Here is a 13,143-nt window from a genome sequence, read left to right as displayed (position 1 = left end):
TGGCGCGGCCGGACGTCAGTTGTTGGTGTCAATCAAAGGCGCGAGCGATGCTATGTCAATGTCCATCAGCCGCTGGTACTGCCGCCTGCTGAGGCTCAAAAACGGCGGATAGCGGCTGTCGTGGACGTAGTAGCGCTCGCCGTCGCGGAACAGCTCCAGCAGGATCGACTGGCCGTTGTATTCCACGCGCAGGCGGCGCGCGGCGCGGCCCGATTCCGCCAGGCTGCGCTGCGCGTCCTCGTCCGCCAGCCCCTGCACCGTCAGCGTGGCGAGGGCGTCGAGCAGGGCCGCCAGCTCCCGCGGCTCCGGGGCGCTTCCCGCGGCGCCGCGCCACCGTCCCTGGTCGTCGCGGCGCAACTGGGTGCCGTCGATGGCGATGGCGCGCGGCCCCTCGATCGCGAGCAGGCCGGGATCGAGCCAGGCGTCCGGGGTCGCCGGCGCGTCGTGGTTGTTGTATTGCAGGCGGTAGATCGCGGGGTAGCTGTCGCTGCGGGCGTATACCGCGCGGTAGGCGGGTGAGCGGCCGAGGTAGATGGTGGCCAGTGCCTCGCCGTTGCCGAGGAAGGTGAGCCGGCGCTTGTAGTGGTAGGAAGCCACCCGGAAGCGCTGCCGGGCGGCGGCGCTCTCGGCCACGGGAAAACCGCGCGGCGGCCGCGTCAGGGTATCGATCAGCTCCTGGATGTGCGCGTGGTCCGCGGGCAGGTTGTGCAGATCCGGTAGCACCCAGCGGCCGTGAAGGTTTTGCAGCAGGACCTCGTTGTCCCTGTCGTCGGCGATCCGTATCGCGTCGACCCGCAAGGCCGCGCGGCTGTCCAGCAGGTGCCGGGCGTCGCCGGTGTCGCTGTTTCCCGGCCAGTACAACAGTGCCGCCAGTCCGCACTGCACCAGCAGTAGAAACAGCAGGCTGACGATGGTGCGCTTCATAGGGCCAGTGTTTTCCGGTAGTGGCGCATGCGCAGGCGCGCGCGCAGCCAGTGCACCAGGGCCAGCAGTGCCAGCCAGGCCAGCGCCAGGGCGTAGTTGAAATACTCAATCAGTGTTTGTGCCTGGTTACTCATTGGCGGCAGCGTGCGATTGAAGTGGCCGCGGGAGCGGATGCGCAGCAGGCTGCTGTCGCGCAACGACCAGTCGATGGCGTTCATCAGCAACTCCAGGCCCTCCTGCTGCCGGGTACCGGAGACGCCGGCCGCCGCGTTGAGCGTCTGGTCGTCGAGGAAATCGTTGGAGCTGAACAAAATAATGCGCGCCGACAGCGGCGAGAGCTCCACCAGTGGCTGCAACTCTTCCGCTGGCGGGTCGCTGGCATCACCGGCCTCCGATGGCTTCGGGGGTGGGCGGTCGGTGAATTGGGAGTGGAAGCGCCCCTGGAGAATCACCCCCAGCGTGCGCGGCTTGCGTTCTCCCTGGCCGTAGAAAGTTGCTTGCCCGTCGCTGTCCGCCCGCGGGGTGACATCGCCGGCGCTGGACAGCCAGGCGGCCGGCGAGCTGCGCAGCAGGGTGGTAAGGCGCTGGTTTTCACCGCGCTGGACCGTTACCGGGGAGGCCCAGCCCATGGTGAGTCGCGGCAGGTTGGCGGTGATCGGGTGGTCCGGGTTGAGTCCCGGTGGCCGCAGGTCGATAAAGTAGGGGTAGTCGACCAGCTGCAGCTCGCGAAACTCGCGGTCGCCGACGCGGCGGATGACCGGCGCGGGGAAGGTGGCGTTCTGATCGTCCATGACCAGCTCGTCGCCGATGTGCAGGCCGTGGTGGGCCAGCCACTCTTCCAGCCCGCTGGGCCAGGGCAACAGGCGCATGTCTTCGCCGGCCAGCGACACGGTCCAGGGGGAGGTGGCCAGGAGCACGGTGCCCCCGCGCATCAGGAACTGGTCGATGGCGTAGCGCGCGTGCGTGTCGAGTTGGTGCGGGGCCACCACCACCAGGATATCCGCCTCGGGGGTCACGCTGCCGTCCGCCAGCTGTTCCATGCGGATGCTGTAGTCACGGGTGATCATCTGCTCCAGCTGGCTGAAGGTCGGTGCGCCGCCGTTGAATGGGTATCCCTGTTCGCGCGGGGTCGGCACCGCCAGGGCGACAGTGCGGGTGAAGCCGCTGGAGAAGCGGCGCAGCCCCGTCTCCAGGTCGCGGCGGAAATCGCCGGGGTCGAAGCTGTCGTTGGGGAGCTGGACCACCTGGTGGTCATCCTCGAGGGTGAGATAGAAGAAAAATTCCCGACCCTCGCCGATGGCGGTCGCCATCGGCGTGAAGCCCCACTCGTCCACGATGCGGCGCGCCTCGAGGCCGCCATCGGCTTCCGGCGCGACGAAACGGTAGCTGAACTTGCCGCCAGACTCCGCGGCGATAGCTTGCAGCTGGCTGGCGATGGATTGGCGGTAGGTCTGCAACAGCGGCGGTAGCAGGACGTCGTCGGAGACATAGGCCACCAGTTCCACCGGTGTGTCGATGCCGGCGAACAGCTGCCCGCCGCTGCGGTAGCTGTAGAGGACATCGCGGATCGCCCGGGTGAGGTCGTACTCCGGGTTGCGCAGCCGCACCTCCGGCTGGGCGTTGACCGCGTTGCGCACTTCGATCAGTTCGCCAAAACCCAGGGTTTCGAATTCGTCGCCGTAGTGCACCACCAGGTGGAACCAGGCGTTGACCACGGCGGACTGGTGGCGGTCCGACACCTGGAAGGGCGCGGCGCGCAGGCCGTAGCGCTCGATCGCCTCGCGCTCCAGGTCGGGGTTGTCCGCGGGGTCGACAAATTCCACCCGTACCCTGCCGCCGGACGCTTCCCGGTATTCCTCGATGAGGTCGCGCAGTTGCGGTACCAGCGGCGCCAGCAGCGGGTGGGTGCGCTCGCTGAAATACCCGCGGATCAGCAACGGCTCCTCCAATCGCTGCAGGAACTGCCCGGTGGTGTCGGACAGCGAGTACAGTCGCCCCTCGGTCACGTCCAGTCGCAGGCCGGGCACTTTGTGCAGCCAGACATTGGCCAGCAGGAAGTTGACCACCAGCAGCGCGGCGACCGAGCGCCAGTAGCGGTGCCGGCGGCTGTGCGCCCGGGACCAGCGGCCGCGCTCCAGGGCGTACACGTTCAGCGTGAGAAACACGCCGGTGAGTCCCAGGTAGTAGTAGAGATCGCGAACGTCCACCACGCCGCGGGCGATGCTCTCGAAACGTGAGCCGCTGCCCAGGGCCCGCAGCCAGTCGGCGGTGCCGGCCTCGAAGAAGCCGGTGAGCAGCGGGCTGCCCAGCAGGTAGAGGGCGATGCACAGCGCCACCGAGGCGATCAGGCTGACAATGGGGTTGTCGGTGCAGGCGGAGACGAACAGGCCGATGCTGAGGTAGGCGCTGCCCAGCAGCAGCGCCGCCAGGTAGCCCGCGGCCACCGGCCCCCAGTCCAGCTCCGCGATCAGGCTCACGGTCACCGGCAGCGGCGCGGTGGCCAGCAGCGCCAGGGCGAGTAGCAACAGGCAGGCGCCGAACTTGCCGAACACGAAGCGGCTGATGCCCACCGGCTGGGTGAGTACGTGTTCCAGGGTGTGGCGCTGGCGTTCCTCGCTCCACATGCGCATGGTCAGCGCCGGGCACAGAAAGGCCAGCAGTACCGGCATCCAGCGAAACAGCGGGCGCAGGTCGGCAATATTGCGGGCGAAGAACGATTCCACCCAGAACACGATAAACAGGGTCGCGCCGGTGAAAGTGGCGAGGAACAGCCAGGCCACCGGCGAGGCGAAGAACAGCCGCGTCTCCTTGGCGGCGACCCGGCGCGCGACGGCGGTTCGGCTCACGGCGCCGCGCTCCCGCCGGTGGCTTCCCGGAACACGGTCTCCAGGTCCCGCTGCAAGGGCAGGAGTTGGCACAGTTCGGCGCCCTGTTCGATGACCACCCGGGCGATGGCCGCCGAGGCGTCGTCGGGATCTTCGTCGCGGCGCAATAGCAGGCGGTACTCGTCGCAGTTGGGCAGGGCCTCGACGCTGGCGATGGCGGGCACCAGTTCCAGGGCGTGGCGCAGGGGCTCGGAGGCGGTTTTCACCCGCAGTGACAGGGCCTCGCTGTGGCGCAGGGCCTCGAGCGTGGCATCCAGCGCCAGCCGCCCCTGGTGCAGGATCAGCACGCGGTCGCAGACCGCGTCGACCTCCTGCATGATATGCGTGGACAGCAGTACCGTGGCGCGCCGCGCCAGGCGCTTGATCAGCGCGCGCATATGCCCGGTTTGTTCCGGGTCCAGGCCGTTGCCGGGTTCGTCGAGGATCAGCAATCGCGGGTTGCCCAGTATGGCCTGGGCGACACCCACCCGCTGGCGTTGGCCGCGGGACAGGGTGGCGATTTTGGCTAGCATGTGCCCGGCGATGTCGGTGGCCTGCATCGCCTCGCGGACCGCCAGCGCGCGCTGGTCGCGGCCGATGCCCTTGCAGGTGGCGGCGTAGTCCAGGTAGTCCGCCACCATCATTTCCGGGTACAGCGGCAGGTTTTCCGGCAGGTAGCCGAGCGAGCGCTGGACTTCCCGGCAGCCGTGGGCGTAATCCCGCCCCGCCACGCGCAGGCTGCCGGCGGTGGGTTCCAGGTAGCCGCTGAGCATTTTCATCACCGTGCTTTTGCCGGCGCCGTTGTGGCCCAGCAATCCCACCACACCGTTGTTGCCGATATGGAAACTGACCCGGTTGACCGCGGTCACCGGGCCGTAGCGGCGGGTCAGGGATTGGGCCTCGATCATCGTGTCGTCAGTCCGCGTTCCACACCTCGCGCATGGTGACGAATTCCTCCGCGGCGGTGGGGTGGATGCCCACCGTGGCATCGAACATGGCCTTGGTGGCGCCGGCGCGCATGGCCACGGCGAAGCCCTGCATGATCTCGCCGGCGTCGGGCCCGACCATGTGCGCGCCCACCACCCGGTCGGAGGCGTCGTCCACGATGAGCTTCATGAAGGAGCGCTCCTCGCGGCCGCTGATGGTGTGCTTCATCGGTTTGAAGGTCGACTTGTAGATGCGCAGGTGCCCGAAGCGGGCGTGGGCCTCGTCCTCGGTATAACCCACGGTGCCGATATTGGGCTGGCTGAACACGGCGGTGGGTATGTATTCGTAGCTGACCGGCTGGTCCATGTCGCCGAACTGGCGGCGGGCGAAAGCCATGCCCTCTTCCAGGGCCACCGGGGTCAGTTCCATGCCGCCGGTAACGTCTCCCAGGGCGAATATGTCCGGTTCGCTGGTGCTGTAGTGTTCCTCGACCGCGATATGGCCGCTCTCGGTCAGTTCCACGCTGACGTTCTCCAGCCCCAGGTCCTGCAGGTGGGCCTTGCGGCCGGTGGCGTAGAGTACGCAGTCCGCTTCCAGGGTGCTGCCGTCGGTCAGGGTCAGGCGCAGGCCCGTCGATTCGCGGCTGATGGATTCCACATTGACCTCAAAGCGCAGGTCCACGCCGGTGTTGGCGATTTCCCGGGCGGCGTGGGCGCGCACGTCCGGGTCGAAGCCGCGCAGGAACAGCGGGCCCCGGTACAGCTGGGTGACGCGCGAGCCGAGGCCGTTGAAGATGCCGGCGAATTCCACCGCGATATAGCCGCCGCCCACCACCACCAGGCGCTCGGGAAACTCCTCGAGATCGAAGATTTCATTGGAGGTGATGGCGTGTTCGCGCCCCGGGAACTCGGGAATATAGGGCCAGCCGCCGGTGGCGATCAGGATCTTGCGGGCGGTGAAGCGCCGGTCCCCGACGGCCACGGTGTTGGCCTCGACGATGCGCGCCCGGCCGTCGATCACATCGACATCGGCGCCGTCCAGCAGGCGCTCGTAGATGGCGTTCAGCCGTCCGATCTCGGTCTTCTTGTTGTCGCGCAGGGTGGCCCAGTCGAAAGCGGGCCGCTGGCTGTCCCAGCCGAAACCGCGGGCGTCCTCGAAGGCCTTGCCGTATTCCGAGGCGTAGACGTACAGTTTTTTCGGCACGCAGCCCACATTGACGCAGGTGCCCCCCATGTAGCGATCCTCGGCGACGGCCACCCGGGCGCCGAAGCCCGCGGCCATGCGCGCTGCCCGCACCCCGCCGGAGCCGGCGCCAATAACAAACAGATCGTAATCCAGGGCTGACATTGATGAAGTCCTCCAGTCGTGAGCTTGCGGGGTGATGCGCAAATGTCGAAGAGTGTAGCAGCCCAGGGCCGGCGCCAATAGCGGCAACCGCACCCGGTGTGGTGGGCGCTGTCGCGCCGGCCGGGTATCATGGTCCGCCCACACCTGGAAGGACAGGCATGAAGCGAGCCACGCTTATCGTTTCGCTGGTACTCATCGGCCTGGTGGCGCTGGCCTGGGTGCTGCTGCGCCCGGCGCTCGAGGTCGCCGTGGGTTATACCGCCAAGCAGACCTGCTCCGGGCTGCTGGTGTCGGGCCTGCCCGCGGATTTTATCTGGGAGCGGGACGTGGCGCCGCGCATGGCGATCCTCGGGCCGTTGCGTGACCGGCTGCGCGGCGGGATAACGCCGCAGCGAACGGGGGTGAGCAGCACCTTCCTCGGCGTCACCGCCCGCGCCAGCTATGCCCCGGGACGCGGTTGCAGCCTGCACAAATCGCGGGGCGAAGCCGCCACGCCACGCGCCGCGGCGCGGAGGCCCTCGGCCCCGGTGGTGGCTCCGCGCGCCCTCGAGGCGGCCCTGGACCAGGCCTTTGCCGAACCCGCTGGCGGCGGACGCAACACCCTGGCGGTGCTGGTATCCCGTCGCGGCAGCCTGATTGCCGAACGCTATCTCCCGCCGGTGTCGCCCGACATGCCACTGCAGGGCTGGTCGATGAACAAGAGCCTGATGGCGACCTGGGTGGGTATGCAGGTGGCGCGCGGCCAGCTGACTCTTGATCAGCCCGTGCGGGCCGCGCTGGCGCGGGCGCCGGGCGGCGATGCGCTGGCGCCTGCCGTGGACCCGGGCCTCAACCTGGGACACTTGCTGCATATGGAAAGCGGCCTGGATTTCGAGGAGACCTATCTGCCCGGGGGCGACGCCACGCGGATGCTGTACCGCAGCGAGGCCATGTGGGCCGCCGCCCCGGCCACCGGCCAGGCCGTCGGCCCCGGTGAGCGCTTCAGCTATTCCAGCGGCGACACCAACCTCGCCGCGCTCGTCTGGCAGCAGTCGCTGGGTGACACGCCGTATACCACCTGGCTGCGGCGCGAATTTGCCGGGCCGCTGGGCCTGCATTCGCTGGTGGCGGAAGCCGACGCCTCCGGTGTTCAGGTGGGGTCCTCCTACGCGTTTATGACGGCCCGGGACTGGCTCGGGGTGGGGCAGCTGTGGCTCGATGCCTGGCACGGTCGCAGCCCGGTGCTGGGGCGGGACTGGCAGCGGGCCGCGGTGCGACCGCGAAGTGCCGCCGCCGATGGCGCCTACGGCCGCGGCTTCTGGCTCAACACGGCCGGAGTGGCCTTTCCGGCATTGCCCGATACCCTGTTCTTTGCGTCGGGCAACAGCGGCCAGGCGGTGGTGGTACTGCCCGAACAGGAAACAGTGGTGGTTCGCCTGGGGCTGACCGCGGACGGCGTCGACAGCGGTCTCGCCGAGCTGTTGGCGGCCGTCGCGAATGCACTGGCGACCGATAACGAAGGAGTTCTCCAACATGACTGAGATTAGCTTGAGCGCGATCCACATCTACCCGGTTAAGTCTTGCGCGGGTATCGACCTGGAAGGGGTCAGCCTGGACCGTTTCGGCCCCCGCGGCGACCGCCGCTGGATGGTGGTGGACGGAACCGGCCGTTTTCTCAGCCAGCGCGAGCTGGCGCGCATGGCGCTGGTGCGGGTGAGCCAATTGCCCGGGGGCGGGCTGTTGCTGTCCCTCGGGGACACCGAGTGCGGCGTGGCGGTGCCGGGCCCCGGCGCGCCTTTCGCCGAGGTCACGGTGTGGGACGACCGCGTCAACGCGGTGGATGCCGGCGATGGCGCGGCCGCCTGGCTGAGCGAGGTGTTGGCGACCGAATGCCGGCTGGTGTACATGCCCGGGGAGAGCCGGCGCGCGGTGGACCCGGATTACGCCAGAAGGGGGGAAACGGTGTCCTTCGCCGACGGCTTTCCCCTGCTGCTGATATCCGAGGCTTCCCTGGGGGCCTTGAACGAGCGCCTGCCCCACGAAGTGTCGATGAACCGATTTCGCCCCAATCTCGTAGTCTCCGGTTGCGAGCCTTTCGCCGAGGACGGCTGGTCGCGCATCCGCATCGGCGCGGTGGAGATGGACGTGGTCAAGGCCTGCAGCCGCTGCGCGATTCCCTCCATCGATCAGGCCACTGGAGAGCGGGACCCCTATATCAATCGCGCCCTGGCGGATTTCCGCCGCTTCGAGCGGCAGATTCTGTTCGGCCAGAATCTGCTATACCAGGGTGGGGGGGAGCTGCGCCGGGGCGACCCGGTGGAGGTCCTGGCCCAGGGCGCCGCGGTGGGGTAATCGCGGTAATAGTTGGGTTTGGCGGGGCCCCGGTATCGGGTATGGTGTCGCCGCTTTGGATGGGCCGCCCTCGATTGGTGCGCCCGGGACTGGATCGCCCGTGTCCTCGCTAGCGACCGTGGCAGAGAAAAAGGTAGGGAATATGCTAGGAAAAAACTTCAAGCCGGCGTCGCTGTGCGCCGCCAGCCTGCTGGCCGCGCACGTGGCGCTGGCCGGCGCCGCGGAGGGCGGCCAGCAGCCGTCGGACGAGATTACCCTGAAGAACGGCTCGCGCATCATCGGCACGGTGACCGACACCCGCGCCGGGGTGATCACCGTGGAGACGGAGTTTGCCGGCACCCTGAGCATCCAGCAGGACCAGGTGGCCGCCATGTCGACCCACGAGCCCGTGGTGATGCAGCTGGAAGACGGCATCGTGGTGCAGAACCAGCCCATCGTGGTGCGCGACGACGAGCTGCTGCTGCCCCCCGGCCTCGCCCCGGAGACCCGCTACCCCCTGGCGAATTTGCTGGTGGTCAACCCCGAGCCCTGGGAGCTGGGTGACGGCTACAAGTGGACGGGCCTGGTCAGCGCCGCGCTGACCATCGAGCAGGGCAATACCGACACCGAGGAGTTCGACTACCGCCTGGAGTCGGTGTGGCGCAGCCTGCGGGACCGCTTTACCACCAAAATGAACGGGGAGGTGGACGAGGCCAACGGCGTCAAGAATGCCGAGAACTGGAAGGCCATCGCCAAGTACGACTATTTCCTGGAAGACCCGACCTGGTACACCGGCATCAACGCCGCCGCCGAGGCGGACGATTTCGCCGACCTCGACCTGCGCTACTACGTCGGTCCCTACATCGGTCACCAGTTCTACGAGGAGCCGAAGCTGACCCTCTCCGCCGAGGCCGGCGCGGTGTACGTGAACGAGAACTTCATCGTCGCCGATGACAAGGAATACCCCGGTCTCAACTGGACGGTCAATGCCACCAGCAATGTGCTCGGGGGGGATTCACGCCTGTACCTGGATCACAACGGCATCCTCAACCTCGACGACGCCGGCGACCTGATCATGAATACCACCTTCGGCCTGGCCTTCCCGCTGATGTTCAGCATCGAGGCCGCCGCCGAAGTGTTGATCGAGTACGACAGCGGCGTGCCCGCGGACGTCGAGGAAGTCGACCAGACCTACCGCTTCCGCCTCGGCTACACCTGGTAGTCAGCGGCAGCGACGCGCCGTGGCCGCGAGTTGCTCCAGCAGCGGCGCGGTGTCGGCCAGCGACAGACAGGCGTCGGTGATGCTCTGGCCGTAGGCCAGGGCCTCCCGCGCCGCCATCGGCTGGTTGCCGCTCACCAGGTGGCTCTCCAGCATCACCCCGCGAATCGCCCGCTGGCCCTGTTCGATCTGGTCGCAGAGGCTGGACAGCACCTGGGCCTGGCGCGCCGGGTCCTTGTCGCTGTTGCCGTGACTGCAATCCACGATCAGCGAGGCCGGCAGCCGGTGCGCCGCCAGGGCCTCGGCGGCGGCCTGTACCGCCTGCGGATGGTAGTTGGGCCCGGTGTCCCTGCCGCCGCGGAGAATCAGGTGGCAGTGGGGGTTGCCGCTGGAACGCAGGATGGCGGGGGTGCCCTCCTTGGTCAGCGAGGGGAACCAGTGACTGTGGCGGGCGCTGCGAATGGCGTCGATGGCCACGTCCACCTGGCCGGTGGTGCCGTTCTTGAAGCCCACGGGCATCGACAGGCCCGAGGCCAGCTCGCGGTGCACCTGGCTCTCCACGGTGCGGGCGCCAATGGCGCCGAAGCTCACCAGGTCGGCGTAGTACTGGCCGAAGGTGGTGTCGAGGAACTCGCTGGCCGCGGGCAGTCCCAGCGCCGCCACATCCAGCAACACCTTGCGCGCCAGGTGCAGTCCGCGGTTGATGTGGAAGCTGTCGTCCAGGTCCGGGTCGTTGATCAGCCCCTTCCAGCCCACCACCGTCCGCGGTTTCTCGAAGTAGACCCGCAGTACCGGGAGTATCGCGTCCGCCAGCGGTTCGCACAGGCTTTGCAGTTGCCGGGCGTAGTCCAGCAGGGCCTCGGGATCGTGCACCGAACAGGGGCCGACGATCACCAGCAGGCGCGGGTCGTCCCCCGCCAGGATGGCTTCAATGTCGCGGCGGGCGGCGGCGATCGCCGCCGCCTGTGCATCGCCCAGGGGGAGTTCTTCCTGCAGGATCCAGGGGGTGATCAGCGGCTGCGCGCGGCTGATGCGTATGTCGTCGGTGCGTTCGGTCATGCCCTTGCCGGGAGTGGGTTGCGGGCCGGCTATTGTCGCGCGCCGGGCTTGTGCCGGGCAAGTGCGCGGACCCAGTTCAGGCGCTGTCCGCGGCGCGCTGGCCGATGGCGCGCTGGATGGCCCTGACCTTGTCCTCGCTCATGGAAATCTTCAGCGACAGCACGAGGGATACCAGCAGCGGCGGCAGCACCCCCAGGCCCAGGGCGTAGCCCAGCCCCTCGACGGTGGCCGCGGGCACCTGTCCCGGCAGCATGCCGGCGTGCAGGCCGATCGCGTCCAGGGCGAGGCCGCCGTAGAACGGGCCGATCACCGTGGCGGTCTTGTTCATCAGGTTGGTCATCGAGAAAAAGCTGGCCTCCTGGCGCAGGCCGCAGGCCAGTTCGTGCTCGTCGGTGAGGTCGGCCACCACCGACTGGGTGCAGATGCTGCGCAACAGGAAGCAGTACATGAACACCAGCATGAACAGGAAGTTCAGCGCGAACACCAGCGTGTGGTCGTTGTCCGGCAGCAGGCCGGCCAGCTTCAGCGGGTACAGCCACAGGCAATTGAGGAACATGCCGACGAGGGAGAGCTGTATCAGCCGGTGCTTGGGGAAGCGGCGGCTCAGGGACTTGAGGCTCGCCATGACCAGGACGATGGCCAGCAGGCTGGGCAGCGACAGGACGATGGAGGACTCCTCCGGGGAGAACTCCCAGAAGTAGGTCCACACCAGCATGTTCAGGCTGACAATGGTGCCGTAGGCGACCATGCAGGCGAATTCGTAGGCGATGACGATGCGAAAGGTCTTGTTGCCCAGGGTGCGCAGCAGGTCGCGGACCAGGGCCGCGGGGGAGGCGTTGTCGCCGGGCGGCTCCGGGGCGTCGCGCGAGGAGCGGATATAGCGGCGCGCGCCCAGGGTGCAGGCGATGGCGGCGGTCCAGGCCACGGCGCAACTCAGCACGCCGTACCAGGGGTAGTTGGCCGCGTCGAAGCGGCCGTCGCCGCCGTTTACGGTGGGAAAGATCAACAGCAGTCCCGCCGCGGGCAGCAATACCGCGAACAGGAACATGCAGGCCAGGCGCGCCCCGAGTACCTGGCTGCGCTCGTGGTAGTCGCGGGTGATTTCCGCCGACAGCGCCAGGTGGGGAATGGCGAAGGTGGTGACGAAGGTGCGCACCCACAGCGACCAGAACAGCAGCCACCCCGCCAGCAGGGCGTGGTCGGCGACCACCGCCGCGGGTGGCGCGAACAGGCCGATGAAACCCAGTCCCAGGGGCAGGATGCTGAATACCATGAAGGGGAAGCGGCGGCCCCAGCGGCTGCGCAGGCGGTCGGAGAGCGAGCCGACCAAGGGGTCGGAGATGCTGTCCCACACCAGGCTGGTGGCGATAATGGTGCCGGTGACGGTGCCGCTGAGTCCCAGCACCTGGGTATAGAACAGCAGTACGAAGGCGGTGTAGGCGGCCTCCTTGGCCGCGTAAACGATGCCGCCAACGCCATAGAGCAGGCGGCTGCCCGGTCCTGTCATGGAGGTACTCCGCCTCGTCGGTCGCCACCGCGACCGCGTTTATTATGGAGTCAGTGGGATTGCGCTGGCCCGATGGTGGGGGGAGGGCCTGAACGCAGCCTGAACAATGCCCGGCACCGGCGCGCGCGCCGGTGCTTTACGGCCGCCGCGCTAGCGGCTGCCCTTGATCAGGCTGCGGAAGCGGTCGGCCAGGGTTTCGTGCTTGTAGTCGGTGAACTCACCGGCATCCATGAACATGCCGTGTTCGTTGCAGACCTCGTACCAGATGTGGGACTGCTTGGGATCGGAGGTTTTATCCATGTCCTTGCCACAGCGGGGGCAGGCGATGTCCTCCACGGTGTCCCACTTCTTGCCTTCATCCGCCCTGCCGGAGTCCAGCGCGTCCCCCATCCATTTTTTCTTCAACTCCTCGGCCTCGCCGGTGTCGAACCACAGGCCGAGACAGTTGGTGCAGCGATCGATAGTCACACCGCCATAGCCGATTTCTTCCATGCCATGCCCGCACTTGGGACACTTGATGCTGTGCACCTCTGGGTTGTATTCCATCTGGCTTCCCCGTGAAATTGTTGCGTCAGAGTGTGGTGCTCGCCGGCCCGCGAACCCTCGGTTCGACGCGCAGCTGGCCCATGCCATCGAGTCTAGCGCAGGCCCCGGCGTTTGTCGCGCGCGACCCGGCCGGGCGGCCGGGTGGTCGAATGAATTCGACCCTACATTGGGGACATTGGGGACATTGGGGACATTGGGGACATCGGGGGCGCGTGCCCTGTAGGGCGGAATTCATTCCGCCAACTCCGCTCGGTCGAATGAATTCGACCCTACAGGGGGGGGTGCCCTGTAGGGCGGAGGGCCTGCCCCTCTTTTCGGGTCATTCATTTAAGCGTGGGAAACCACGTCCTACGGACGTGGTCATGAGTGGCAGGCTCTGCCTGTTACGAATAGAAAGGCTCATGCTATCTCTTGAGGTTGAGTTGTGCCCACAACTGACC

Annotated in this window: 10 protein-coding genes; 3 read left to right on the top strand and 7 right to left on the bottom strand. The window is 67.6% G+C overall.

The genetic code is table 11. The features are described from left to right. Positions 1-15 precede the first annotated feature (15 nt). Genes JYP50_RS10350 through gorA form a run of 4 tightly spaced genes read right to left on the bottom strand, consistent with a single transcriptional unit; the run spans position 16 to position 6,062 of the window. Entirely contained in the window at positions 16-924 is a 909-nt protein-coding gene (locus JYP50_RS10350; protein WP_206560449.1) for a DUF4340 domain-containing protein, read from the bottom strand. Beyond that, complete coding sequence (locus tag JYP50_RS10345) at positions 921-3,770, bottom strand: Gldg family protein (RefSeq protein WP_206560448.1); 2,850 nt, start codon at positions 3,768-3,770, stop codon at positions 921-923. Before JYP50_RS10345 ends, JYP50_RS10350 begins: the two co-directional genes overlap by 4 nt. Beyond that, a complete protein-coding gene (locus tag JYP50_RS10340) occupies positions 3,767-4,696 on the bottom strand; it encodes an ABC transporter ATP-binding protein (RefSeq protein ID WP_206560447.1) in 930 nt (309 codons plus the stop codon). Before JYP50_RS10340 ends, JYP50_RS10345 begins: the two co-directional genes overlap by 4 nt. Positions 4,697-4,703: 7 nt before the next feature. Further along, complete coding sequence (gene gorA, locus JYP50_RS10335) at positions 4,704-6,062, bottom strand: glutathione-disulfide reductase (RefSeq protein ID WP_206560446.1); 1,359 nt, start codon at positions 6,060-6,062, stop codon at positions 4,704-4,706. A 158-nt stretch (positions 6,063-6,220) separates the two neighbouring features. Between gorA and JYP50_RS10330 the strand changes: the two genes are divergently transcribed. The 3 genes from JYP50_RS10330 to JYP50_RS10320 all read left to right on the top strand — a co-directional run bounded on the left by JYP50_RS10330 (position 6,221) and on the right by JYP50_RS10320 (position 9,594). Next, entirely contained in the window at positions 6,221-7,582 is a 1,362-nt protein-coding gene (locus JYP50_RS10330; RefSeq protein ID WP_206560445.1) for a serine hydrolase domain-containing protein, read from the top strand. Beyond that, a complete protein-coding gene (locus JYP50_RS10325) occupies positions 7,575-8,393 on the top strand; it encodes an MOSC domain-containing protein (RefSeq protein ID WP_206560444.1) in 819 nt (272 codons plus the stop codon). The genes JYP50_RS10330 and JYP50_RS10325 overlap by 8 nt, the downstream gene beginning before the upstream one ends. A 142-nt stretch (positions 8,394-8,535) precedes the next feature. Further along, complete coding sequence (locus JYP50_RS10320) at positions 8,536-9,594, top strand: DUF481 domain-containing protein (RefSeq protein ID WP_206560443.1); 1,059 nt, start codon at positions 8,536-8,538, stop codon at positions 9,592-9,594. On the opposite strand, the gene JYP50_RS10315 is transcribed toward JYP50_RS10320, so the two are convergent. The 3 genes from JYP50_RS10315 to JYP50_RS10305 all read right to left on the bottom strand — a co-directional run bounded on the left by JYP50_RS10315 (position 9,595) and on the right by JYP50_RS10305 (position 12,703). Next, positions 9,595-10,650: a 3-deoxy-7-phosphoheptulonate synthase gene (locus JYP50_RS10315; protein WP_206560442.1), complete on the bottom strand. Its 1,056-nt coding sequence runs from the start codon at positions 10,648-10,650 to the stop codon at positions 9,595-9,597. It abuts the gene before it with no gap. A gap of 76 nt (positions 10,651-10,726) precedes the next feature. Beyond that, on the bottom strand, positions 10,727-12,157 hold the full coding sequence (locus tag JYP50_RS10310) for an MFS transporter (RefSeq protein ID WP_206560441.1): 1,431 nt from the start codon (positions 12,155-12,157) through the stop codon (positions 10,727-10,729). 150 nt (positions 12,158-12,307) lie between these two features. Then, positions 12,308-12,703, bottom strand: coding sequence for a zf-TFIIB domain-containing protein (locus tag JYP50_RS10305; protein ID WP_206560440.1), 396 nt, complete (start codon positions 12,701-12,703; stop codon positions 12,308-12,310). Between the last annotated feature and the right edge of the window lie 440 nt (positions 12,704-13,143).

This window comes from Parahaliea mediterranea (assembly GCF_017255185.1).
Lineage (GTDB): Bacteria > Pseudomonadota > Gammaproteobacteria > Pseudomonadales > Halieaceae > JAFKCZ01.
This window is presented reverse-complemented; position numbering and strand designations above follow the sequence as displayed.

Coding starts and splice junctions, on each gene's coding strand:
- JYP50_RS10330 (WP_206560445.1), top strand. CDS start 6,221: ATGAAGCGAGCCACGCTTATCGTTTCGCTGGTACTCATCGGCCTGGTG.
- JYP50_RS10340 (WP_206560447.1), bottom strand. CDS start 4,696: ATGATCGAGGCCCAATCCCTGACCCGCCGCTACGGCCCGGTGACCGCG.
- JYP50_RS10315 (WP_206560442.1), bottom strand. CDS start 10,650: ATGACCGAACGCACCGACGACATACGCATCAGCCGCGCGCAGCCGCTG.
- JYP50_RS10325 (WP_206560444.1), top strand. CDS start 7,575: ATGACTGAGATTAGCTTGAGCGCGATCCACATCTACCCGGTTAAGTCT.
- JYP50_RS10320 (WP_206560443.1), top strand. CDS start 8,536: ATGCTAGGAAAAAACTTCAAGCCGGCGTCGCTGTGCGCCGCCAGCCTG.
- JYP50_RS10305 (WP_206560440.1), bottom strand. CDS start 12,703: ATGGAATACAACCCAGAGGTGCACAGCATCAAGTGTCCCAAGTGCGGG.
- JYP50_RS10350 (WP_206560449.1), bottom strand. CDS start 924: ATGAAGCGCACCATCGTCAGCCTGCTGTTTCTACTGCTGGTGCAGTGC.
- JYP50_RS10310 (WP_206560441.1), bottom strand. CDS start 12,157: ATGACAGGACCGGGCAGCCGCCTGCTCTATGGCGTTGGCGGCATCGTT.
- gorA (WP_206560446.1), bottom strand. CDS start 6,062: ATGTCAGCCCTGGATTACGATCTGTTTGTTATTGGCGCCGGCTCCGGC.